This window comes from Oerskovia enterophila, from assembly GCF_044748475.1.
GTDB classification, from domain to species: domain Bacteria; phylum Actinomycetota; class Actinomycetes; order Actinomycetales; family Cellulomonadaceae; genus Oerskovia; species Oerskovia enterophila.
On the sequence record NZ_JBIVFZ010000003.1, the window covers coordinates 640747 to 664114 of the forward strand.

Below are 23368 nucleotides of genomic sequence, written 5' to 3' on the forward strand. Positions count from 1 at the left end.
TGATCCGGATCACAGTACGGCCGTGGGAGGGGGTGAGCGACCTGTGAACGTCGCGCGTCCCCCGCCGCGGCGTCAGCGGCCCCTAGTACCGTCGGGCCGTGACCGACGACCACCGCACCCGTACCGACCTCCCGGACGACCCGCCGGCCTCGGCCGCTCCCCCTGCCGAGGACACACAGCGGGACGCGCCCTCGACACCCGCGACCCGGGCCGAGCGGCGCGCCGCGCAGCGCGCCGCAGAGCTCGCGGACCTGGCCCGGCGGTCGGACAGCAGGGTGCACCGCGTCCCCACGCACACCGCGGCGATCGGCCAGGTCGCGCCGGCCGCCTCGCCCGACACCGCCCCCACGACCCCACAGGCCGACGCGCGCTTCGCGCCGTCGCCGTCGAACCTGCCGGCACCCCTGCCGGCACCGTCGAGCGTGATGTCCTCGGCGCGGTCCGCACCTTCGGTGGCGTCAGCACCTGTCATGCCAACCGTGCCGACGACCACCCCGGACCCGGCCGACGACACCCCGCACGCCCCGTCGACGGACACCGCCGGAGAAGAGCCCCCCTCCTCGGCAGGCCCATCGACCTCGGGCACCGCACCGCACACGACGCGCCGCCAGATCGCGCACGCCGCACGCCGGGTCGCGAGCCTCGGACGCGGCAACGCGGCGAGGCTGCTGCTCCTCACGGTGGTCACCGCGCTCGCGGTCGAGATGATCCGGGCGAGCGGGCCCCTGCTGGACCACGCGTTCACCTCGGGGGTCGTCACAGCCGCCCTCACGGCACTGGTCACCTACGCCGCGCCGGCCCTCGCGGTGACCATCGTCGCGGCCCGCCTGCCCGTGAACGGTCGCGTCGTCGTCGGTGCCGTCGTCGCGCTCGTGGTGTGGCGCCTGGGCCTGCAAGGACTCGGGATCGCGGCCGCCTCGGGCTCCTGGCTCGGCACGGCCCGCTACGGGCTCGGGCTCGGGGGCGCCGCGCTCGCGGTCGCGACCGTCGTCCTGGTCGCCGGGTTCGCGAGCGGCACCCGGCCTCATCCCTCGACCGAGCCAGACGGCAGCCATGCGGGCCCGCCGCGCCCGGCGAACGGCCGGATGGTCGCGATGGGCATCGGCCTCGGGATCCTCGGCGCGGCCGGGGTCAGCCTGCTGCACGGCACGTGGGACGCGTACTGGCGCACCGACCTGCTCGGCTGGGTCGCGCCGGTCGTCCTCGGCGGCGTCGCAGTGGTCGCGGCCTGGCTCCTGCGTCGCGACCCCGCCACCCCGGGCTCGCGCGGCCTGTGGGTGCTCGGGCCCTACCTCGCGCTGGGCGTCATGGTCTTCGGCAACCCCGCGTTCGTCGCGTCGCAGACCGGCCTCTCGCTGCCCGCGGCCGGTGGAGCGGTCGCCGTCACGGCCCTGGTCGTCGGGCTGCTCCCGCTCTGGGGCGTCGCCGGGACGAGCACACCCGCCGCTCGCGCCCTGGCCTCGACGGGCCGCTGGGTCTCGCTCGTGCTGCTGCCCGCGTTCACCGCGGTGCTGTTCCTGGTGCCCGGGCGCACGCAGGACGTCTCGTCGCCGCTCGGCTGGGCGCTGCTGGTGTGCGTCGTGGGGCTCGCGGCGACCGCGACCGACGCGGTCCGCCACGCCCTGACCCGACCCGCCCACGAGCTCGGGTGGGCGCGCCTCGCCGGGGCGAGCACCGCCGTCGGGCTGGGCCTGATCCTGCCGCTGCTCGTCTACCAGCTCGACTACGACGTCCCCCTGCCCGTGCCCAACGCGACCGTCCCGGTCGCCGTCGCGGTCGTGCTCGCGGTCGCGGGCCTGCGCCGTGCGCGCGGCGGTCCGGCCGACCTCCCCGAGGCAGCCGGCACAGCCGCGGGCGCCGCAGCCGACGCGGCCCACGCGCCCGCACCGGGGCTGCGCATCTCCCTGCCGGTCACCGCGGCCGTCGCGGCCCTAGCCGCCGCCGGTGCGGTGCTCGTCTCGACGAGCGCGACCCCCGTCGCGGTGGCCGACCGCGAGCAGCGCCTCACGGTGCTCGACTGGAACCTGCACTACGGCGTGAGCGCGACGCCGTCGGTCGACCTCGACGAGGTCGTCGCGATCGTCCGCGACTCGGGCGCCCAGGTCGTGACGCTCCAGGAGGTCTCCCGCGGCTGGGTGCTCGGGGGCGGAGTGGACATGGCGTCCTACCTCGCCCGCGAGACGGGGCTGGAGGTCGAGTTCGTGGGTGCGGCCGACCGCCAGTTCGGCAACGCGATCCTGTGGAACCCCGACGTGGTCACGGCGAGCGACGTCGCGCGCCTCGCGCTGCCGCTGGGCGCCGGTCCGCAGAACCGCTCGACCGTCTCGGCCACGTTCACGCCCGTGGACGGCGACACCTCGTGGCCCGACGGCGTCCGGGTGACCTCGGTGCACCTGCAGCACCGCGAGGCGAGCACCCCGACACGCCTCGACCAGCTCGACGCGCTGTTCGCGGCCGAGCCCGTGGCCGGCCCGTACCTGCTCGCGGGAGACCTCAACGCCGAGCCCGGCTGGGAGGAGATCGACCTCGTCGAGTCCCACGGTCTCGTCAGCGGGCAGGACGACGTCGGGAACCCCGGCGACCTGACCTCGCCCGCGGACGCGCCGGCCTACCGGATCGACTGGGTGTTCGGCGCGGGGCTGGAGTTCCAGCGCGTCACGGTGCTCGACGTCGCCTGGTCCGACCACCGCCCGCTCGTCGCCGTGGTCCGGCCGAGCGGCACGGAGCAGGAGTAGGGGCAGACGGGCCGCAGCCGTCACGGCAGCGGCCCGTCCCCGTCGCACGCGACGGCGAGGTGCCCGACGGCGACGCACGCCCTGGGCGTGCGGCGCCGCTCTCGCTGTGGCTCAGTCCTCGCGGTGGTGGAGCATGCGGGCGACCTCGGCGATGGACCCGCTCAGCGACGGGTAGACCGTGAAGGCCTCGGCCACGTCGTCGACCGTGAGGCGGTGCGCGACCGCGAGGGTGATCGGGAAGACGAGCTCGCTGGCCCGCGGCGCCACGACCACGCCGCCGAGCACGACGCCCGCCTCGGGGTGCGCGAACAGCTTGACGAACCCGTCGCGCATGCCGAGCATCTTGGCGCGCGGGTTGCGGGCCAAGGGCAGCGTCGTGGTCACGTACTTGGAGCCCTGCTCCTTGAGCTTCTCCTCGCTGTACCCGACGGTCGCGATCTCGGGGGCCGTGAAGATGTTCGCCGCGACCGTGCGCAGCTTGATGGGACTCACGGCGTCGCCCAGGGCGTGCGACATGGCGACGCGGCCCTGCATCGCGGCGACCGAGGCGAGCGGCAGGATGCCCGTGCAGTCGCCGGCCGCGTAGATGCCGCGCACCGACGTACGCGAGACCTTGTCGACCTGGACGTGGCCGCTCGGCGTGAGGCGCACTCCCGCCTCCTCGAGCCCGATCCCCTGCGTCGAGGGGATGGACCCGACCGCGAGCAGGACGTGGGTGCCCTGGACGACCCGGCCGTCGGCGAGCGTGACCTCGACCCCGTCCTCGGTGCGCACGGCGGCCTCGGCCCGCGAGCGCGACATGACCGTCATGCCCCGCGAGCGGAAGACGCCCTCGATGAGCTCGGCGGCGTCGGCGTCCTCGCCCGGCAGGACGCGGTCGCGGCTCGAGACGAGCACGACGTCCGAGCCCAGGGCGTTGTACGCCCCCGCGAACTCGGCGCCCGTGACGCCCGAGCCGACGACGATCAGGCGCTCGGGGAGCTCCTTGAGGTTGTAGAGCTGGGTCCACGTGAGGATGCGCTCGCCGTCCGGGACGGCGGTCGGCAGCACGCGCGGCGTCGCGCCGAGCGCGAGCAGGATGACGTCCGCGTCGAGCGTGACGGGCGACTCGTCCGCGTCCGCGGGCGTCACCTGCACACGCGTGGGCCCGTCGAGGCGGCCCTCGCCGAGGAGCACACGCACGCCCTCGCGCTCGAGACGCGCGTGGATGTCGGCAGACTGGGCGGCCGCGAGCGCCATGACACGGGTGTTGACGGCGTCGAGGTCCACCATGTGCCGGCGCATGGCCGGGTGCGCCGCCTTGACGGTGTCGACCGGCAGGCGGATGCCGAGGTCTGCCGCGCGGTCCGCGATGGTCATCCAGTCGGCGGTCGCGATGAGGGTCTTGGAGGGGACGACGTCGGTGAGCACCGCGGCTCCCCCGAGCCCCTGGCGCTCGACCACCGTGACGTCCGCGCCGAGCCGACGGGCGACGAGGGCCGCCTCGTAGCCTCCGGGACCACCGCCCACGATCACGATACGGCTGGCCTGCAGGTCACTGTTCTCGTTCGTCACGGGTGCCATTGTGTCAGGAAGTCCGAGGTCACCGTGTCAGCATGCGGACAGATCGGTCACCCGGTCCCCGGGTGGGTCTTCGGCGGGGCGCGAGGCCCAAGAACGGCTAGCCTCGTCCTATGACGACGACCTTGTCTCTCGACGACCCCACCACCGACCCGTTCCTCGTGGCCCGCGCCGCTGCCGACCACATCGCCCACGCCACCGGGATCGAGGGGCACGACGTGGCCCTCGTGCTCGGGTCCGGCTGGGGCGGGGCTGCCGAGCTCCTGGGCGACGTCGTCGCGGAGATCCCCACGAACGAGATCCCCGGCTTCTCCAAGCCTGCCGTCGCCGGGCACGTGGGCACGACCCGCTCGATCCGGATCGAGCGCGCCGACGGCTCGGTCCGCCACGCGCTCGTGCTCGGGTCGCGCACGCACCTGTACGAGGGCAAGGGCGTGCGCCACGTCGTCCACGGCGTGCGGACCGCTGCCGCGACCGGCGCGCAGACCGTCATCCTGACCAACGGCTGCGGTGGCCTGAACCTGGACCACGGGCCGGGCACCCCGGTCCTCATCCGTGACCACATCAACCTCACCGCGACCTCGCCCCTCGAGGGGGCCACGTTCGTCGACCTCACGGACCTGTACTCCCCGCGCCTGCGGGACCTGGCCAGGTCGGTCGACGGCTCGCTGGGCGAGGGCGTCTACGCACAGTTCCCCGGCCCGCACTACGAGACCCCGGCCGAGGTCCGCATGGCCGGGATCCTGGGCGCGGACCTGGTGGGCATGTCGACCACTCTCGAGGCCATCGCCGCACGGCACGCGGGCCTCGAGGTGCTGGGCATCTCGCTCGTGACCAACCTCGCCGCGGGGATCAGCCCCACGCCGCTCTCGCACGGCGAGGTCATCGAGGCCGGCCAGGCTGCCGGTCCCCGGATCAGCTCCCTGCTCGCCCAGATCGCGAAGTTGGTGTGAGATGACGAACCCCGAGCCCCTGGCCAACGAGGTCGACGACCCCGGGTACGAGGCCGGCGCCGGCCACGCGGCCTTCCTCGCGCAGGTCGAGGCCTGGATCGAGGCGGACCCCGAGCCCGCCGACCAGCTCGAGCTGCGCACGCTGCTCGCGGAGGCCGACTCCCCCGACCCGCGCGACCACGAGGTGCGTGCACGGGCCCGCGCCGAGCTCCGCGACCGCTTCTCCGGCACGCTGCAGTTCGGCACGGCGGGCCTGCGCGGCGAGATGGCGGCCGGCCCGAACCGCATGAACCGTGCGGTGGTCATCCGCGCCGCCGCGGGCCTCGCGTCGTTCCTGCGCGACGCTCTGCCCGGCCAGACCCCGCGGGTCGTGATCGGCTACGACGCCCGCCACCACTCGCACACGTTCGCGCAGGACAGCGCCGCGGTCTTCACCGCTGCCGGGGTCGAGGCGTCGATCCTCCCGTCGGCCCTCCCCACGCCTGTGCTCGCCTACGCCGTGCGCCACCTGGGCGCCGACGCGGGCGTCATGGTGACCGCGAGCCACAACCCTCCGCGGGACAACGGCTACAAGGTCTACCTGGGTGGGCGGGTCGTGACCGACTCGGGCCAGGGCGCCCAGATCGTGCCCCCGTACGACGCCGAGATCGCGGCGGCGATCCACCGCGCCCCCGTGGCGGCACAGGTCCCGCGGGCGACCGACGGCTGGACGGTCCTCGGTCGCGACCTGGCGCTCGGCTACGTCGAGTCCGTGGGCCGCCTGTCCGACGGCGCGGCGCGCGACCTGCGCATCGTCGCGACCCCGCTGCACGGCGTGGGCGGGGCGGTCGTCAACCGGGTCCTCGAGAACGCCGGCTTCACCGACGTCATCAGCGTCGCCGAGCAGTTCGAGGCGAACCCCCTGTTCCCGACCGTGGCCTTCCCCAACCCGGAGGAGCCCGGCGCGATCGACCTCGCGTTCGCGTACGCGCAGGACGCCAAGGCGGACCTGGTGATCGCGAACGACCCGGACGCCGACCGGTGCGCGCTGGCCGTCTACGACCCGCGCGTCGGGACCTACCAGGGCGCCGAGACCGCACGCTCGAACGGGTGGCGCATGCTGCACGGCGACGAGGTGGGTTCGCTCCTCGGCGAGGAGATCGGCAAGCGGGCGGCGCGGCTGCGCACCGCCCCCGGGACGCAGTTCTTCGCGAGCTCGATCGTGTCCTCGCGGCTGCTGCGCAAGATCGCCGAGAGCCACGGCCTGGGCTACTCCTCGACGCTCACGGGGTTCAAGTGGATCTCGCGCGTCGACGGCCTGGTCTACGGCTACGAGGAAGCGCTCGGCTACTGCGTGGACCCGCAGAACGTGCGCGACAAGGACGGCATCAGCGCTGCGCTGCTGCTCGCGCAGCTCGCCAACCGGCTCAAGGCCGAGGGGCGCACGCTCGTCGACGCGCTCGACGACCTGGCGCGCACGCACGGCCTGCACGTGACCGACCAGCTCTCGGCCCGGTTCACGGACCTGGACCAGATCACGGCGGCCATGTCGCGGCTGCGCGCAGCCCCTCCCCGGACGCTCGCAGGTTCGGGCGTGAGCGAGGTCGTCGACCTGTCGGACGGTCTCGACGGCCTGCCCCCGACCGACGGCGTGCGGCTGCTGTCCGCGGACGGGACCCGGGTCATCGTGCGCCCCAGCGGTACCGAGCCCAAGGTCAAGTGCTACCTCGAGGTCATCGTCCCGGTCGCACCCGACGCGGGCTACGACGACCTCACGGCCGCCCGCGCGTTCGCACGGACCCGCCTCGACCACGTCCGCCGCGACGTCGCGGCGGCGCTCGGGATCTGACCCGTCCCTCCCGCGCCCTCCTCGGGCCGCCGCGCAGTCCCCGTCCGGGGACGCGCGGCGGCCCGAGGCGTGCGGGCAGAAGTCCGCGGATCAGGACCGCAGCGCGGGCTCCTCGTCGCGCGCCACGGCGGCCTTCCAGTCGGCCTTCTCGGCGCGCCAGCCCTCCTCGGTGCGCCCGCGGCGCCAGTAGCCCGACGCCGAGAGCGACGTCACGGGCACCTGCCGCTCGAGGCGGACGTGGCGGCGCAGCGTCCGTACGAACCCGGCGTCGCCGTGCAGGAACACCTGGGGCGTCCCGGTCAGGAACGTGAGGCTCTCGACGGCCTCGACGAGCGCCTCGCCGGGCGCACGATCGAGGTGCTCGTCGCGGCGCACCCATCGCAGGTCGAGCGCTCCGGGCGAGGTGAGGGGCTGCTGCTCGTCCGCGGAGGCGACCTCGACGACCGCGAGGACGGGCACGCCGTCGGGCACTGCCTCGAGGGCCGCGGCGATCGCGGGGAGGGCGCTCTCGTCGCCCACCAGCAGGTGCCAGTCCGCGGTGCCCGACGGCGCGTAGTCGCCTCCCGGACCGAAGAAGGAGATCGGGTCCCCCACCCGTGCGGCGGACGCCCAGGGGCCTGCGAGCCCCTCGCCGCCGTGCGCGACGAAGTCGATGGCCAGCTCGCGCGCCGCGGGGTCCCACGAGCGGATCGTGTACGTGCGCATCGGGACGCGCCCCTCCGGCCCGGCCGCCTCGGGGAAGAGCAGCTTGACGTAGCGGTCGGTGTACGGGCCGGCGTCGAACCCGTCGAGCCCCTCCCCGCCGAGGACGACGCGGATCATGTGCGGCGTGAGCCGCTCGGTGCGCACCACCACGGCGTGGGTCGCGACGCGCTCGGGCCTGCGGGGGGTGGGGTCGGTCATACGGTCCTCCAGGGTGCGCTCCGCCGGTGATGGCGAAGTGAGGCTAGCCTAACCCTGGACGTGCCGAGGGGTGGCCGCCCGTCCAGGCTCGGCCACCCCTCGGTCGTGACGAACGGGTCAGTAGCCCGACGAACCGCCCTCGGCGGGCTCGATCCCGTCGAAGCCCGCGAGCACTGCCGCGGTCCCGGACAGGCCCAGGCGCGTCGCGCCGTGCTCGATCATCGCGAGAGCGTCGGCGAGCGTGCGCACGCCGCCCGAGGCCTTGACCCCGAGCCGGCCGCCCACGGTCTCCGCCATGATGGACACCGCGTGCGTCGAGGCGCCACCGGCCGGGTGGAAGCCCGTCGAGGTCTTGACGAAGTCGGCACCCGCGGCCTCCGAGGCGCGGCACGCCTCGACGATCTCGTGGTCCGTCAGTGCCGCGGACTCGATGATGACCTTGAGGACCTTGGGGGCCGGGACGGCGGCCCGCACGGCCGCGATGTCCGCCTGGACGTACGCCCAGTCCCCCGCCTTGGCCGCGCCCAGGTCGATGACCATGTCGACCTCGTCCGCGCCGTCCGCGATCGAGCGGGCCGCCTCGGCGGCCTTGACCTCGCTGTGGTGGGTGCCCGACGGGAACCCGCACACGGTCGCGATCTTCAGGCCCTTGCCGTCGAGCGGCAGGACCGAGGGCGAGACGCACACCGAGTAGACGCCGAGCGCCACGCCCTCGTCGACGAGCGCCTCGAAGTCCGCGCGGGTCGCCTCGGGCTTGAGGAGGGTGTGGTCGACGAACTGCGCGAGGGACGCGCGGTCCAGGGGGGACGTGCCTGCGGTGCTCACAACTGTGCTCCTTGGATCTCCTGGTAGCCGGGGAGGATGACGTCGTCGATGAGCGCGCGGCGCTCGTCGTGGTGGATGAAGGCGCTCCACGCGGCCGTGGCCGTCACGTCGTAGAGGTCCTCGAGCGTCCAGCCGGCCTGCTCGACGAGCAGCGTCATCTCGTGGGTCATGGACGTGCGCGACATGAGGCGGTTGTCCGTGTTGAGCGTGACTGCGAAGTCGAGCTCCTTGAGGCGCGTGATGGGGTGCGTCGCGATCGAGCCCGCCGCACCGGTCTGCAGGTTCGAGACGGGGCACAGCTCGAGCGGGATCTGGTGGTCGCGGACCCAGTGGGCGAACTGCCCCAGGGCCGCGGTGCCGTGGCTCTCGTCGAACGAGATGTCCTCGATGAGGCGCACACCGTGGCCCACGCGCGAGGCCTGGCCCAGGTGGACCGCCTCGGCGATCGACGTGACGCCCGACGCCTCGCCCGCGTGGATCGTCACGGGGAAGTTCTCGTCGGCCAGGTACTGCCACACGTCGGGGAAGCGCGAGGGCGGGAAGCCGTCCTCGGCCCCGGCGATGTCGAACCCGACGACGCCGTTGCCCCGGTTGGCGACCGCGAGCTCGGCGATCTCCTGCCAGCGGTCGGCGTGCCGCATCGCGGTCACGAGCTGGCCCACGCGGATGGTGCGCCCCTGGGCCGCGGCGAGGGCAACGCCCTCCTCGAGCCCGGCCTGGACCGCGTCCACGGTGTCCTGCAGGCTCAGGCCGCGCTGCACGTGCTGCTCGGGGGCCCAGCGCTGCTCGGCGTACACGACGCCGTCCGCGGCCAGGTCGAGGACGGACTCGCGGGCGACGCGCGCGAGGGCCTCGGGCGTCTGCATGACGGCGATGGTGTGGTCGAAGGTCTCGAGGTAGCGCACGAGCGAGCCCGAGTCGGCCGACTCGACGAACCAGGTGCCCAGCGCGTCCGGCTCGGTCGCGGGCAGGTCGTGCCCGATCGCGGCGGCCAGCTCGATGATCGTCGCGGGGCGCAGCCCGCCGTCGAGGTGGTCGTGGAGGACGACCTTGGGGAGCGCGGCGATCGCCGCGACGGTCTCGCTCACTGAGGAGGGTGTGGAGGTCATGCGCTCACGCTACCGGGCAGGGGACGGGTGCACCCGACGTCCGCCCCGCCGGGCAGGTCACGGCTGCGTCACGGGCGGTCATGCGGTCTCACGCGCCGTCGTCGCCGACAGCGCCCGGGACGTCCTCATCCTCGTCCCCGCCCTCGCCGACCGGGACCACGGCAGCCTGCTCGACGACGTCGGCCTCGGCGGCCTCACCGTCCAGGTCGGGCCGCGGGGTCCCCGGGGTGTAGTCCTCGGCGTCCTCGGGCGAGGGCGGCGGGTCGCCCTGCGACTCCTCCTCGACCAGGTTCGTGGGGACGTCGTCGGGGGTGACCAGCCCGGCGTCTCGCCAGGCCTCCGCTCCGGGCACGGTGCTCATGGGGGTGCTCCTCTCGCCGTCCCTCCATCGTCACCCGACCCGGCGCGACCCGCCAGCCCGTCCGGCGGGCAGGACCGCCCAGGTCACGTGCGGCCAGCCCCCGAGCGCGCGGCGCACGGCCTTGCTCGGCTCCCCCGCGACGCGGGTGCCCGCCAGGAGGTCCGTGACCCGCACGCGGTGCAGCGCCCCGGACGACGGCTCGTACACCGAGCACCAGCGCCCCCCGTGCGCCGGTGTCCCGTCGTCCCCTCCCGCCTCGGCCTGAGGACCGCTCACCCCGGCCAGGAGCACGACGTGCCGCGGCACCGCGGTGGACCACCCGGTCCCGACGTCGCCGCCGGTGTACAGCGGGACCGGCACGCCCGCGGCCACGGACCGCAGCGCGCTCGCGAGCACCGGGTCCCCTGGCCCGCCGCCCGCGACGATCCGGTGCGTGAAGCGCACGTCCGCGTAGCGGGCGTCGCGTGCTGCCGTCCAGGGCGGCGTCCCGAGCCTGCCGGGCCACGGGAAGGGACCGAGCGCGGCCCGCGTCGTGCGCGCCTTGAGGAGCCGCTGGAGCGCCTGGAACCGGCCCGACGACGTCTCGAGCTCCCGGGCGGTCGCGTCCACCTGGCCCTCGCTCACGACGTGCTCGCAGGCCCCTCGCGAGACGTCCGTCCCGGCGACGAGCCACAACGAGACCACCGGGTCCCCCGCCGCGGCCAGGACGGCCAGGACCGCGGACCCGCACGTCGTCTCGTCGACCTGGACCGCGCGGGCCCGGCCCAGCACGAGCGGTTCGGGGAAGCGCAGGTCCGGGCGCCCCGGGGCCGACCCCTGCCCCTGACCGACCGGCCGCCCGGCCGTCAGGTCGGGGCCGCCCGCGAGGTCACGGCGCTGGTCGGGCGCGACGGAGCGGCGACGCAGCGGGTCGAGCACGTGCTCGCGCTCCCACGGGCGCAGCGACTCGAGCATCGTGACGAGCCGGTCGGAGACCTGCCCGGGATGCCCCGCACGCAGGGCGGCCCGACGGGCCGAGGAGGCTGCGGCGTCGGGCAGGGCATAGCGCCCCGACGGAGGCTGCAGGGGCAACGGACCCCGGCCCGCGCCCGCTGCGCGCAGGACCCGGGTGAGCTGGAGGTCGGCGAGGATCATCCGGACAGCCTGCCATCCTTCGCACACGTCGAGCGCCTCGCTCCGCGCACCGCCACCCTCAGAGCAGCCGGACGAGCGCGCTCGCCGCGCCCAGCAGGCCCAGGACGCCCACGAGCGCGGCGACCCGGACCAGGAAACCCCACGACCTCAGACGGCCGTCCCGGGGCAGACCGCCCGACGGCGGCCGCAGGACCGCGGGCACGAGCGTCGCGACCGCGAGCGTCCCCGCGCACGCCGCGAGGACCGGCTGTCCCGCGCGCAGGCCGGCCACCGCGAGCAGGATCGCGCCGATCACGACCGCGAGGACCGTGCGCTGCCAGGCCAGGGCCGTGCGCTCTGGCTGGAGCCCCGGGTCCCGGGTCGGCGGCGTCACCGCCGCCAGACCTCGGTGACCGCGTACCCGGCCACGAGCAGCGCGAGCACGACGACGCCCGCGACGAGCACGGGCAGACCGGTCGGGGACGGCAGCGGGTCGCCCCGGCGGATCGCGCGCTCGACGCGCTTCCAGGAGAGGAGCGCGTACCCTGCGAACCCGGCCCCCGCGAGGCAGGCCACCGCGGCGATCAGGTCGACGAACCCCGTGAGGTCCGCGAACGACGCGAACGACGTCAGCGCGACACCGCCCGCGACCAGTCCGAGCCCCGTGCGCACCCAGGCCAGCGCGGTGCGCTCGTTGGCCAGGCTGAAGCGGATGTCCGGCTCCTCGCCGACGCCGTAGACCGAACGGGGTCGGCGGTCGTCGGGCGGGGAGGCCTCCGGGTCGCGCGGTGCCGCGCCCCCCGAGGCCTCCCCCTCCGCCGTCATGTCAGGCGAGCCGGTCGAGGATCAGGGCCGGCGTCTCGACGGCCGTGCCCGGGTCCGCGACGGACCAGGCGCCCTCGAGCGCCTCGACCGCCCGGTCGAACCGCTCCGGGGTGTCGGTGTGGAGCGTGAGCAGGTGCTGCCCCTTGGTGACCACGTCGCCCGGCTTGGCGTGGATCTCGATCCCCGCCCCGGCCTGCACCGGGTCCTCCTTGCGGGCACGGCCCGCTCCGAGGCGCCAGGCCGCGACCCCCACGCCGAACGCGTCGAGGTGCGAGAGCACGCCGTCGCGGTCGGCGACCACGTGCTCCTTCTCGCGCGCCACGGGCAGCGGAGCGCGGGCGTCGCCGCCCTGCTCCGCGATCATCTCGCGCCACTTGTCCATGGCCCGGCCGTTCGAGAGCGCGTGCCGCACCTCCTCCTCCGGGACGGGCTTGCCCGCCGCGTCGAGCATCTCGACCGCGAGCGCGACCGTCAGGTCGACGACGTCGCGCGGCCCCCCGCCCGAGAGCACGTCGAGCGTCTCGCGGACCTCGAGCGCGTTGCCTGCCGTCAGCCCCAGCGGGGTCGACATGTCGGTCAGCAGCGCGACCGTCCGGACACCCGCGTCCGTGCCCAGGTCCACCATGGTCCGCGCGAGCTCGCGCGCCTGGTCGATGTCCTTCATGAACGCGCCCGAGCCGACCTTGACGTCCAGGACGAGCGCACCCGTGCCCTCGGCGATCTTCTTGCTCATGATCGAGGACGCGATGAGCGGGATCGCCTCGACCGTGGCCGTGACGTCGCGCAGCGCGTAGAGCTTGCGGTCGGCCGGGGCCAGCCCCGAGCCCGCCTGGCAGATGACGGCGCCCACGTGCTCGAGCTGGTTCATCATCTGCTCGTTCGTCAGCGCGGCGCGCCAGCCGGGGATGGACTCGAGCTTGTCGAGCGTGCCCCCCGTGTGCCCCAGACCGCGCCCCGAGAGCTGCGGCACCGCGACCCCGAAGACCGCGACGAGCGGAGCGAGCGGCAACGTGATCTTGTCCCCCACGCCTCCCGTCGAGTGCTTGTCGGCCGTGGGGCGCGAGAGCGCCGAGAAGTTCATGCGCTCGCCCGAGGCGATCATGGCCGCGGTCCAGCGCCCGATCTCCGTGCGGTCCATGCCGTTGAGCAGGATCGCCATGTTGAGGGCGGCCATCTGCTCCTCGGCCACGACACCGCGCGTGTAGGCGTCGATGACCCAGTCGATCTGCTCGGCCGACAGACGGCCCTTGTCCCGCTTGGTGCGGATGACGTCGACCGCGTCGAACGACTCGGTCTCCTTGTTCGGCAGCGCGCCGGAGGCGCCCACCGGAGTGCTCTGCGTGCTCATGCTCGCTCCACCAGATCTTCAGGCCCGAAAGCGTCGGGCAGCACATCGGTCATGGGCTTGATGCCACGGGTCGTCTCCACGAGCAGCCGGGGCCCGCCGTGCTCCCACAGGAGCTGGCGGCACCGTCCGCACGGCATGAGCACGTTGCCGTGCCCGTCGACGCAGGCGAAGGCCACGAGGCGCCCGCCTCCGCTCCCGATCAGGTCGCTCACGAGCGAGCACTCGGCGCACAGCGTCACGCCGTACGCCGCGTTCTCGATGTTGGCGCCCGTGACCAGCCGGCCGTCGTCGACCAGCGCGGCGGCCCCGACCTTGAACGAGGAGTAGGGCGCGTACGCCTTCTCCATCGCGGCCCGGGCAGCGACCCGCAGGCCCTCCCAGTCGATCGTCGGTGTCTCGTCGCTCATCCGGTCATCCCTTCACGTACGGTTCGCCCGCGGCAGCGGGCCCGCGCACGCGACCGACCAGGCCGGCGACCGCGAAGATCGTCACGACGTAGGGCAGCATGAGCATGAACTGGTTGGGGATCGGGGTCTCGAGGACGCCGAGCACCTGCTGCAGCTTGTCGGCGAACCCGAAGAGCAGCGCGGCGCCCAGGGCCCCCCACGGGCTCCAGCGACCCAGGATCATCGCGGCGAGCGCGATGTAGCCCTTGCCGGCCGTCATCTCCTGGCCGAACGCACCCACGGACCCGATCGTGAAGAACGCACCGCCGAGGCCCGCGACCATGGACCCGAGCAGGACGTTGCCCCACCGGGTGCGGTTGACGTTGATGCCGACCGTGTCCGCGGCCTGGGGGTACTCCCCGACCGATCGGACGCGCAGGCCCCACCGGGTGCGGAAGAGCGCGATGCTGATGACGATGACCGCGACGTAGAGCAGGTACACGATGATCGACTGGCGGAACAGCACCGGGCCGATGATCGGGATCTCGGAGAGCAGCGGGATCGGGAGCGTCGGCAGGCGCGGCGGCGTGTTGAGCGTCGCGGGGTCGTTCTTGAGCACCGAGGAGAACAGGAAGCTCGTCAGGCCCACTGCGAACACGTTGAGCACCACGCCGACGATGATCTGGTTCACGTGGTACTTGACCGTGAACAGCGCGAGCATCGCGCCGATGAGCAGCCCCGCGAGCGGAGCGGCGACCAGACCCACGTACGCGTTGCCCACGACCGAGGCGAGCACGGCGGCGCCGAACGCACCCGTGAGCAGCTGACCCTCGATCGCGATGTTGACGACGCCGGCCCGCTCGTTGAGCAGACCGCCGAGCGCACCGAACGCGAGCGGGACCGCGAGGAGCAGCGAGCCCTGCAGGAGGCTCACGATCGACGTGCTCTTGTCCGCGACGGCCCACACCAGGAACGTCAGGACCCACAGGACGCCGAAGACCGCGAGCACCCAGCGCCCGACCGGCTTGTCCGCGCGGACCCGCAGGGTCGCGTAGCCGGCCAGGAGCAGGCAGAGCACCGAGAGCACGATCGCGGTGGCCCGCGTGGGGAGCTCGACCGGGTCGAACTTGAGGAGGTCGGCCCCCGTGGAGATCCCGAAGGTCGTCACGGAACCTGCCGGCCCCAGGAGGCCGAACAGGACGAACGAGAGCAGGCCGAAGACCCCGAGCGTGATGGGGACCTTCCAGCTGCGGGTCGCCGTCACGGCAGCGACCTGGGTACGCGGTGCGGCCATGGCGGTCATGCGCTGGCTCCCTTCACGACGACGGGGTTCGGGGCGGGCAGCCGGAAGATGGCCCGGACGAGCGGCGGGGCCGCGATGAAGAGCACGACGAGCGACTGGATGACCAGGACGATGTTGATCGACGTACCCGTCGAGGCCTCCATGGCCCGTCCACCCACGTTGAGCCCGGCGTACAGCAGGCCCGCGAAGAAGATGCCGAGCGGCTTGGACCTGCCCAGCAGGGCGACGGTGATCGCGTCGAACCCGATCGAACCGGCGATCCCGCCGGTCAGCGCCTTCTCCGTGCCGAGGATCTGCACGGCGCCCGCGAGGCCCGCGAGGGCACCCGAGACGACCATGACGAGCACGAACGACGACGCCACTCCCATGCCTGCGGTCCGGGCGGCCTGCGGGTTGGAGCCCACCGCGCGGAACCGGAAGCCCCACGTCGAGCGGGACATGAGCCACCAGACGAAGACCGCGGCCAGGATCGCGACCAGGAAGCCCGCGTTGAGGCGGAACTGGTCGCCGAGGAGCAGCGGCAGCTGGGCCGTGTCCTTGACGCCCGGGCTCTTGGGCTGGTTGGACCCCGGTCGGGTGAACGCGCTGGTCGTGAGGAACCACGCGACGAGGTAGAGCGCGACGTAGTTCAGCATGATCGTCACGATCACCTCGTGCGCGCCGGTACGGGCCTTGAGGAATCCGGCGATGCCGGCCCAGAAGCCACCGGCGAGCACGCCGCCGAGCAGCGCGAGCAGCAGGTGCAGGACGGGTGGCAGGTTCCAGGCGAAGCCCACGTAGCCGCCGATCGCAGCCCCCATGAGGACCTGCCCCTGCGCGCCGATGTTGAACAGGCCCGCACGGAAGCCGACGGCCACGCCGAGGGCCGCGATGATGAGCGGCGTCGAGACGGTCATGGTCTCGGTCAGCGAGCGGATGCCGCGGGCGAACGTCGGGGCCTCGTAGTTGTAGACCGCGCCGCGGAACATGGCCGAGTAGGCGTCAGCCACCGCGCTCCAGGCCGCACCGAAGAAGTCGGCGGGCTTGGCGAAGAGGTAGCTCGCGGCAGCCGTCACGTCGGGGTCGGTGACGATGATCAGGAGCCCGCCGATGACGAGCGCCAGGACGAACGCCAGGACGGTGACGCCGAACGGGCCCGTCGTGATCTCCCGGAAGGTCGCAGCCCAGCGGGCGTCGCTCGCGGGCTTCGCCGCGCTCGGCGCCTCGGGGGCCGGCTCCCCCGTCGCCGGAGGGACGGGCTGCTGGTCGGTCACTGGGTTGCTCCCGTCGTGTCGGTCTGGTCGGTCACCTGTGCGGTGGCCTCGTCGTAGGGCACGCCGGCCATCATGAGGCCGAGCACCTCGCGCGACGTCGTGGGCGGGACGAAGCCCACGATGCGCCCGCGGTACATCACGGCGATCCGGTCGGCGAGCTCGACGACCTCGTCGAGCTCGGTCGAGACGATGATCACCGGGGTGCCGTTGTCGCGCTCCTGGACGATGCGGCGGTGCAGGAACTCGATGGACCCCACGTCCACGCCGCGCGTCGGCTGGCTCGCGATGAACAGCTTGAGCGGGCGCGAGAGCTCGCGCGCGAGGACGACCTTCTGCTGGTTGCCGCCCGAGAGCCGGCCGACCTCCTGGCCGGGGCCCTGCGTGCGGATGTCGAACTCGCTGATGCGGTGCTCGGCGTTGCGCCGGATCTCCGGCAGGTTGAGCGCGATGCCCCGCGCGTACGGGGACTTGTCGTAGAGGTCGAGCACGAGGTTCTCCGCGACCGTGAAGTCGAGGACGAGCCCGTCGACCTTGCGGTCCTCGGGCACGAACCCGATCCCGGCGTCGAGGGCCGCGTCGGGCGAGAGCCCGCGCAGCTCCTTGCCGTGGAGCGAGATCGACCCCTCCGCGGAGGGCAGCAGCCCGAGGATGGCCTCGGTGAGCTCGGTCTGCCCGTTGCCCTGCACGCCCGCGACGGCGAGGATCTCGCCCTCTGCGACCGAGAACGAGACGCGGTCCACGACGGCCTGCCCGTTGGGCGCGAGGACCGTGAGGTCCGTGACCACGAAGGTCTCTTCACCGAGCTGCGGGGGTGCCTTGTCGAGACCGAGCGAGACCGAGCGCCCCACCATGAGCGACGCGAGCTCCGTCTCGGAGGCCGACGGCTCGGCCGTGCCGACGACCGCGCCACGACGGATGACCGTGATGACGTCGGCGACGGCCTTGACCTCGCGCAGCTTGTGCGTGATGAAGACGATCGACGTGCCCGAGGCCTTGAGCTGTCGCATGATCTCGATCAGCTCGTCGGTCTCCTGCGGCGTCAGCACCGCGGTGGGCTCGTCGAGGATGAGGACCTTGGCCTCGCGTGCGAGCGCCTTGACGATCTCGACGCGCTGCTGCACCCCGACCGGCAGGTCCTCGACGACGGCGTCCGGGTCCAGGCCGAAGCCGAACCGCGCGGACAGGTCCCGCACCCGGGCACGGGCGGCCTCGAGGTCCAGGAAGCCCCCGGCCTTGACGTCCTCGTGCCCGAGCATGACGTTCTCTGCGACGGTGAACACGGGCACGAGCATGAAGTGCTGGTGCACCATGCCGATCCCGGCGGCGAGCGCGTCGCCCGGTCCCCGGAAGGCGCGCTCCTCGTCGTCGAGCAGGATGGCGCCCGAGTCGGCCTGGTAGAGGCCGAACAGCACGTTCATCAGCGTGCTCTTGCCTGCGCCGTTCTCCCCGAGAAGGGCATGGATCTGCCCCGGTTCGATGACGAGGTCGATGTGGTCGTTGGCGACGAGCGGTCCGAACGACTTGGTGATACCGCGGAGCTCCAGCTTCACGTACGGTCCCTTCGATGCACAGGCAGCCTTGCCTGTGACGTTAGCCCAAGACTGGTCGAGCCGGCCCGGCGAGGATGCCGGGCCGGCTCGACCACGAGGTACAGCGTCAGGTCACGGCGAGCTCGGGGACTCCACGACGATGGTGCCGTCGATGATGTCCTTGCGGAGCTGGTCGATCTCGTCCTTGAGCTCCTGCGGGACCTTGGAGTCGAAGTCGTGGTACGGCGCGATGTCCACGCCGCCGTTCTCGAGCGTGCCCACGTAGGGCTCGTTCGAGAACTCGTCCTCGGAGGCCGCGGTGATGACGTCCTCGACGCCCGCACCGATCTCCTTGAGGACCGAGGTCAGGATCAGGTCGCCCGAGTCGGGGTTGGTCTCGAAGCCGTCGGCGTCGACCCAGATGACCGACACGTCGGTCGCGTCCTTGGCCGCGGCGAGCGTGCCGACACCGACCGGACCGGCGACGGGCATGATGATGTCCGCACCCTGGTCGATGAAGGTCTGCGTGAGCTGCTGGCCCTGGGACTGGTCCTCGAAGCCACCGGCGAACGAGCCGTTCTGCGACTCCTTGTTCCAGCCGAGGGTCTTGACGTCGGTGCCGTGCGTCTCGTTGTAGTTCGCGACGCCGTCGACGAAGCCGTCCATGAAGATCGTCACGGACGGGATCTGCAGACCGCCGTACGTGGCGACCGTGCCCGTCTTGCTCATGCCCGCGGCGAGGTAGCCCGCGAGGAACGAGGCCTGGGCGGTGTCGAAGCTGATGGGCTTGACGTTGTCGAGCTCGATCGTGTTGCCGTCAGCGTCTTGCGCCGTCGAGTCGACGATCGCGAAGTCGACGTCGGCGTTCGCCTGGGCCGCGTCGCCCGTGGCGGTCGCGAGCAGGAAGCCGACCGTGACGATGATGTTGCAGTTCTCGGAGATCAGGTTGTCGATGTTCGGAGCGAAGTTCGACTCCTCCTTCGACTCCGCCGTGGCGGTCTGGATGCCCAGGTTCTTCTCCGCAGCCATGAGGCCGTTGTAGCCCGACTCGTTGAAGGACTTGTCGTCGAACCCGCCAGCGTCGGACACCATGCAGGCCTTGAAGCTCGACTCGGAGCCTCCCGCCGTTCCCGTGCTGCCACCCTCGTCGGGCGCGCTGCCACATGCGGCCAGCGTCAGCGCGGCGACCGCCGCGAGGGCGGTCATCTGCGTTGCTCTCTTCACCATGAGCTCCTGTCGATCTCGTCGATGGCCTCACGGAGATGACCGGGACCCACCCGCGCGCCGTTGCACGGGAAGGTCACGGAGTCCGTCGGCCTGTATGGATCGAACACTAGCCACGTCCAGGAATCGCGGACGTTACTTGCGGGTAACGACGCCGCTTCGTTATGGAAGCGTCATCTGGCGTCTCAGCCGTGGTCGTTCTCGGTCCACGGATCGGACACCTGGTTGTGTCGAGCAACCACGACGCACCCTCGAGAGACGCCGCCACGGCTCCCGGGCGGCCTCCCCCTCAGCCCAGCGCGACGCGCGCGAGCAGCCGGACCCCGGCACCGATCGCCGACTCGTCGACCTGCAGGTCGCCCTGGTGGATGTCGTAGGACCGGCCGCCGGGAGTCCGGGTCCCGAGCCGTGCCATGGCGCCCGGCACCTTGGTCAGGTACCAGGCGAAGTCCTCCCCGCCGAGCGACTGCTCGGTCAGCAGCACCGAGGTCGGCCCGAGCACGTCGCGCGCGGCCGCCTCGAGGGCGCCCGTGCAGTCCTCGGCGTTCTCGACCGGCGGCACGCCGCGCGTGTGGTTCACGGTGACCTCGACCTCGTAGGGCGCGACGACCTGCTCGACCGCGTCGTGGAGCACCTGTCCGGCGAACTCCCAGGCCCGCACGTCGAGGCAGCGCAGCGTCCCCCGGACCGTCCCGGTGCTGGGGATCGCGTTGTGCGCCGACCCCGCGTGCACGGCACCCCACGTGAGGTTGACGCCCGAGCGGGGGTCGAGCCGGCGCCCGAGCACCGCGGGCACCTGGGTGATGACCTGGCCGAGCGCGTAGACGACGTCGCCCGTCAGGTGCGGCCGCGAGGTGTGCCCCCCGGGCGACGTGATGGTCACGGACACCTCGTCCGAGGCCGAGGTGATGGGCCCGATGCGCGTGCCGATCTGCCCCGCGTCGACCTTGGGGTCGCAGTGGACCGCGTAGATCTCGTCGACCCCGTCGAGGCCCCCCTGCGCGATGACGTCGAGCGAGCCGCCGGGCTGGACCTCCTCGGCGGGCTGGAAGATCAGCCGGACGGGGCGGGCGAGCTCACCGCGCTGTGCGAGCTCGGCGAGGACCAGACCGGCCCCGAGCACCACGGTCGTGTGGACGTCGTGGCCGCACGCGTGCGCGACCCCCGGGACGGTCGAGGCCCACGGCAGCTCGCAGCGGTCCTGGAGCGGCAGCGCGTCGATGTCGGCGCGCAGCGCGACCCGGCCGCGCGTCTCGCCGTCGGGACCCTCGGCACCGCCGATGTCGCACACCAGACCGGTGCCCTGCAGCAGGCGCGGCGAGAGCCCGGCCGCGCGCAGGCGGTCGGCGATCAGTGCCGTGGTGCGGGTCTCTGCCCGAGAGACCTCGGGGTGCGCGTGGATGTCGCGCCGGATCGCGACCAGCTCGTCCGCGAGCGACGCCGCGACGGCCGTGACGCGGTCCCCCGCCCCGGTCCGCCCCCCGCCCGAGGGCAGCGACGGGGACCGGTCGTTCTGGGTGCTCTCCTCAGGCGTGCTCACACGCCGAGACTAACGCCGACCCGTGCAGGTGGGGCGGGGGCGGCCACGCACCGGGACGGCGAGAGGCCTGCGCGGGCCGCGCTGCGCCGTCGGGCCGCCAGCGATCTCCCGCCCGCGGCCCGACGGCGCAGCCCGCCCAGGTGCGCGAGCGCACGCCCGCCCCGGGTGCACGGGTGAGGAGAGTCAGAGCAGCTCGTCGAGCCCGCGCTCGCGCACCGCGTCGACCATGGACTTGACCTGCTGCGCACGCGCACGCGTGGTGACCAGGAGCGCGTCGGGCGTGTCGACGACCACGACGTCGTCGAGGCCGAGGATCGTCACGACGCGCTCGCTCGCCGGGACGACGACCGAGCCCGCGCTCTCGAGCCGGACGACCCGACCGGCGTCCCCCAGGACCTTGGAGCCCGACTCGTCCGCAGCGGGCAGCAGGGCGGCGAGCGAGTTGAAGTCACCCACGTCGTCCCAGCCGAAGTTCCCCGGGACCACGGCGACCCCGCCCACGGCCGCGACGGGCTCGGCGACCGCGTGGTCGATCGCGATCTTCTCGAGCCCGGGCCACTCGTCCGCGAGGACCTGGTCCCGCTCGGGCGTGTCCCAGGCCGCGGCGATCCGTCGCAGCCCGTCGTGGAGCTCGGGGCGCTGGTCTGCCAGGTGCCCGAGCAGGACCGAGGTCCGCGTGATGAACATGCCCGCGTTCCAGCGGTACTCCCCCGAGCGCACGTAGCGCTGCGCGGTCAGGGCGTCGGGCTTCTCCGTGAAGCCCTCGGCGTGCAGACCGGTCGGCGCCCCCTCGAGGCCGAGCGGCGCCCCGCTGCGGACGTAGCCGAATGCGGTGGAGGGCCTCGACGCCGCGATGCCGACCGTGACGACGTAGCCCGCCCGCGCGGCCTCCACGCCCTCCCGGACGGCCTGCTCGAACGCCGCCTGTCCCGTGATGACCTGGTCGGCCGCGAACGAGCCGATCACCACGTCGCCGTGACGCTGCTCGAGGACCGCGGCCGCCAGCCCGATGGCCGCCATGGAGTCGCGGGGGGACGGCTCGGCGAGCACCGAGTCCTCGTCGAGCCCCGGCAGCTGCGTCCTGGCCGAGGCCACGTGCTGGCGACCCGTGACCAGGACGATGCCCCCCTCGCCCGTCAGGGGCGCCAGGCGGTCGACCGTGGCCTGGAGCAGCGAGCGCCCGGTACCCGCGAGGTCGAGCAGGAACTTGGGGTTGCCCCGTCGGGACAGAGGCCACAACCGTGTCCCGGCCCCGCCCGCGGGGATCACGGCATAGAAGCCGGGGACGGCCCGGTCGTCCGTGGACGACCCGCCGGGAGCAGGGGCAGGCGCAGGAGTGGTCGACATGCTCGAAGCATAGTGACCACGGGTCGAGACGCCGTCGGGGACGCCTGCGAGACCGGTCCTCGGCAGTTCCCCGAAGCCATGTGGAATGAGTCACAATCCGGGGTGGGCAGGGCGCCTGGAAGCCCCGGCGGTCCGCAACCTGACGCCGATGTCACTATGGTGGAACCCCAGAGACGGATATCGACGGACTCCGGCGAGCCCTGGATCTGCCGCTCCTCCCGACTCCTCGGAGCCTCGAGACGGAGCGGTCGTGAACGGCCACCGGCGGACGACGTCGTCCAGCTCGATATCTCACCCCTGAACTCGCCACAGGAGGCCCCTAAAGTGCCCAGTGCACCTGCTGGCACGCTGTACCGCGGCCGTGAAGGCATGTGGTCGTGGGTCGCGCATCGCGTGACCGGCGTGCTCATCTTCTTCTTCCTCCTCGTGCACGTGCTGGACACAGCGCTGGTACGAGTCTCGCCCGAGGCGTACGACGCCGTGATCGGCACGTACAAGACCGTGATCATGGGACTCGGTGAGGCCGGCCTGGTCGCCGCCATCGTGTTCCACGCCTTCAACGGTGTCCGGATCATCCTCGTGGACTTCTGGGCCAAGGGCCCCAAGTACCAGCGCACCATGCTGTGGGTCGTCGTCGGTCTGTTCGCCGTGACCATGGCGGGCTTCCTGCCCCGCCACCTCATGAACGTCTTCGGAGGTGGGCACTGATGGGCACCACGACCACCAGCTCGCCCCTGGCGGCCCCCCGCGACCCGTACAAGCGCCAGAAGACGACGCGCTCGAACTACGAGCTGTACAGCTGGGTCTTCATGCGCGCCTCGGGCGTCGTGCTGATCGTCCTGATCTTCGGGCACCTCTTCGTCAACCTCATGGTCGGCGAGGGCGTCCACGCGATCGACTTCGGCTTCGTCGCCGGCAAGTGGGCCTCTCCGTTCTGGCAGGTCTGGGACCTCCTGATGCTCTGGCTCGCGATGATCCACGGCACCAACGGTGTCCGCACCATCATCAACGACTACGCCCAGCGCGACGGCACCCGCATGGTCCTCAAGTGGGCCCTGTACCTGGCCTTCGTGATCGTCACCGTGCTCGGCACCCTCGTGGTCTTCACGTTCGACCCGTGCCCGCCGAACGCGCTGGACTACCAGCTCCCGTCGTTCTGCACCGCCTGACGGACCTGCCGGTCGGCGTTCCCCCAGACGCCGCCTGACAGCCCCCGTCCCCCTTCC

The 23368-nt window shown here is 73.0% G+C and carries 21 protein-coding genes; 5 read left to right on the forward strand and 16 right to left on the reverse strand.

Annotated elements, in window-relative coordinates:
* Positions 1 to 98: 98 nt before the first annotated feature.
* Positions 99 to 2735 (forward strand): endonuclease/exonuclease/phosphatase family protein, encoded by a 2637-nt coding sequence (locus ACIPWA_RS12235; RefSeq protein ID WP_400290472.1) that lies wholly within the window; start codon positions 99 to 101, stop codon positions 2733 to 2735.
* Positions 2736 to 2846: 111 nt separating this feature from the next.
* On the opposite strand, the gene ACIPWA_RS12240 is transcribed toward ACIPWA_RS12235, so the two are convergent.
* Complete coding sequence (locus ACIPWA_RS12240) at positions 2847 to 4298, reverse strand: NAD(P)H-quinone dehydrogenase (protein ID WP_056763291.1); 1452 nt, start codon at positions 4296 to 4298, stop codon at positions 2847 to 2849.
* A 110-nt stretch (positions 4299 to 4408) separates the two neighbouring features.
* Here ACIPWA_RS12240 and ACIPWA_RS12245 point away from each other — a divergent pair, with 110 nt between their 5' ends.
* The gene (locus tag ACIPWA_RS12245; RefSeq protein WP_056650348.1) at positions 4409 to 5248 is read left to right on the forward strand and encodes a purine-nucleoside phosphorylase; all 840 of its coding nucleotides are present in this window, start codon (positions 4409 to 4411) and stop codon (positions 5246 to 5248) included.
* Between the two features lies 1 nt (position 5249).
* Positions 5250 to 7076 carry a phospho-sugar mutase gene (locus tag ACIPWA_RS12250; protein ID WP_400290475.1) on the forward strand — a complete coding sequence of 609 codons (1827 nt, stop codon included), beginning with the start codon at positions 5250 to 5252 and terminating at the stop codon, positions 7074 to 7076.
* A gap of 90 nt (positions 7077 to 7166) precedes the next feature.
* Here ACIPWA_RS12250 and ACIPWA_RS12255 read toward each other — a convergent pair whose 3' ends face one another.
* From ACIPWA_RS12255 to ACIPWA_RS12325, 15 genes are all read right to left on the reverse strand, one after another.
* Positions 7167 to 7979 (reverse strand): siderophore-interacting protein, encoded by an 813-nt coding sequence (locus ACIPWA_RS12255; RefSeq protein WP_400290477.1) that lies wholly within the window; start codon positions 7977 to 7979, stop codon positions 7167 to 7169.
* Between the two features lie 117 nt (positions 7980 to 8096).
* Complete coding sequence (gene deoC / locus ACIPWA_RS12260; protein WP_056763287.1) at positions 8097 to 8804, reverse strand: deoxyribose-phosphate aldolase; 708 nt, start codon at positions 8802 to 8804, stop codon at positions 8097 to 8099.
* Positions 8801 to 9913, reverse strand: a complete 1113-nt coding sequence (locus ACIPWA_RS12265) for an adenosine deaminase (protein WP_056763285.1) — start codon at positions 9911 to 9913, stop codon at positions 8801 to 8803. Before ACIPWA_RS12265 ends, deoC begins: the two co-directional genes overlap by 4 nt.
* A gap of 88 nt (positions 9914 to 10001) precedes the next feature.
* On the reverse strand, positions 10002 to 10274 hold the full coding sequence (locus ACIPWA_RS12270) for a hypothetical protein (RefSeq protein WP_400290481.1): 273 nt from the start codon (positions 10272 to 10274) through the stop codon (positions 10002 to 10004).
* A gap of 30 nt (positions 10275 to 10304) precedes the next feature.
* Positions 10305 to 11408 (reverse strand): hypothetical protein, encoded by a 1104-nt coding sequence (locus ACIPWA_RS12275; RefSeq protein WP_400290484.1) that lies wholly within the window; start codon positions 11406 to 11408, stop codon positions 10305 to 10307.
* A 58-nt stretch (positions 11409 to 11466) separates the two neighbouring features.
* Positions 11467 to 11781 carry a DUF202 domain-containing protein gene (locus ACIPWA_RS12280; RefSeq protein ID WP_056650332.1) on the reverse strand — a complete coding sequence of 105 codons (315 nt, stop codon included), beginning with the start codon at positions 11779 to 11781 and terminating at the stop codon, positions 11467 to 11469.
* A complete protein-coding gene (locus ACIPWA_RS12285) occupies positions 11778 to 12212 on the reverse strand; it encodes a YidH family protein (protein WP_068625341.1) in 435 nt (144 codons plus the stop codon). The genes ACIPWA_RS12280 and ACIPWA_RS12285 overlap by 4 nt, the downstream gene beginning before the upstream one ends.
* A gap of 1 nt (position 12213) precedes the next feature.
* Entirely contained in the window at positions 12214 to 13560 is a 1347-nt protein-coding gene (locus ACIPWA_RS12290; RefSeq protein ID WP_400290488.1) for a thymidine phosphorylase, read from the reverse strand.
* Positions 13557 to 13967: a cytidine deaminase gene (locus ACIPWA_RS12295; protein WP_056650323.1), complete on the reverse strand. Its 411-nt coding sequence runs from the start codon at positions 13965 to 13967 to the stop codon at positions 13557 to 13559. Before ACIPWA_RS12295 ends, ACIPWA_RS12290 begins: the two co-directional genes overlap by 4 nt.
* A gap of 4 nt (positions 13968 to 13971) precedes the next feature.
* Complete coding sequence (locus tag ACIPWA_RS12300; protein ID WP_056651346.1) at positions 13972 to 15240, reverse strand: ABC transporter permease; 1269 nt, start codon at positions 15238 to 15240, stop codon at positions 13972 to 13974.
* Positions 15241 to 15245: 5 nt separating this feature from the next.
* A complete protein-coding gene (locus tag ACIPWA_RS12305) occupies positions 15246 to 16502 on the reverse strand; it encodes an ABC transporter permease (RefSeq protein WP_056650320.1) in 1257 nt (418 codons plus the stop codon).
* Positions 16499 to 18052: an ABC transporter ATP-binding protein gene (locus ACIPWA_RS12310; RefSeq protein WP_400290493.1), complete on the reverse strand. Its 1554-nt coding sequence runs from the start codon at positions 18050 to 18052 to the stop codon at positions 16499 to 16501. The genes ACIPWA_RS12305 and ACIPWA_RS12310 overlap by 4 nt, the downstream gene beginning before the upstream one ends.
* A gap of 111 nt (positions 18053 to 18163) precedes the next feature.
* A complete protein-coding gene (locus tag ACIPWA_RS12315; protein ID WP_068625361.1) occupies positions 18164 to 19255 on the reverse strand; it encodes a BMP family lipoprotein in 1092 nt (363 codons plus the stop codon).
* Between the two features lie 289 nt (positions 19256 to 19544).
* Complete coding sequence (locus ACIPWA_RS12320) at positions 19545 to 20750, reverse strand: amidohydrolase (RefSeq protein ID WP_400290753.1); 1206 nt, start codon at positions 20748 to 20750, stop codon at positions 19545 to 19547.
* 228 nt (positions 20751 to 20978) lie between these two features.
* Positions 20979 to 22142 carry a mannose-1-phosphate guanylyltransferase gene (locus tag ACIPWA_RS12325; RefSeq protein WP_068625338.1) on the reverse strand — a complete coding sequence of 388 codons (1164 nt, stop codon included), beginning with the start codon at positions 22140 to 22142 and terminating at the stop codon, positions 20979 to 20981.
* A gap of 324 nt (positions 22143 to 22466) precedes the next feature.
* Between ACIPWA_RS12325 and sdhC the strand changes: the two genes are divergently transcribed.
* Positions 22467 to 22850, forward strand: coding sequence for a succinate dehydrogenase, cytochrome b556 subunit (gene sdhC / locus ACIPWA_RS12330; RefSeq protein WP_082608862.1), 384 nt, complete (start codon positions 22467 to 22469; stop codon positions 22848 to 22850).
* Positions 22850 to 23311: a succinate dehydrogenase hydrophobic membrane anchor subunit gene (locus ACIPWA_RS12335; RefSeq protein ID WP_056650313.1), complete on the forward strand. Its 462-nt coding sequence runs from the start codon at positions 22850 to 22852 to the stop codon at positions 23309 to 23311. The genes sdhC and ACIPWA_RS12335 overlap by 1 nt, the downstream gene beginning before the upstream one ends.
* Positions 23312 to 23368 lie beyond the last annotated feature (57 nt).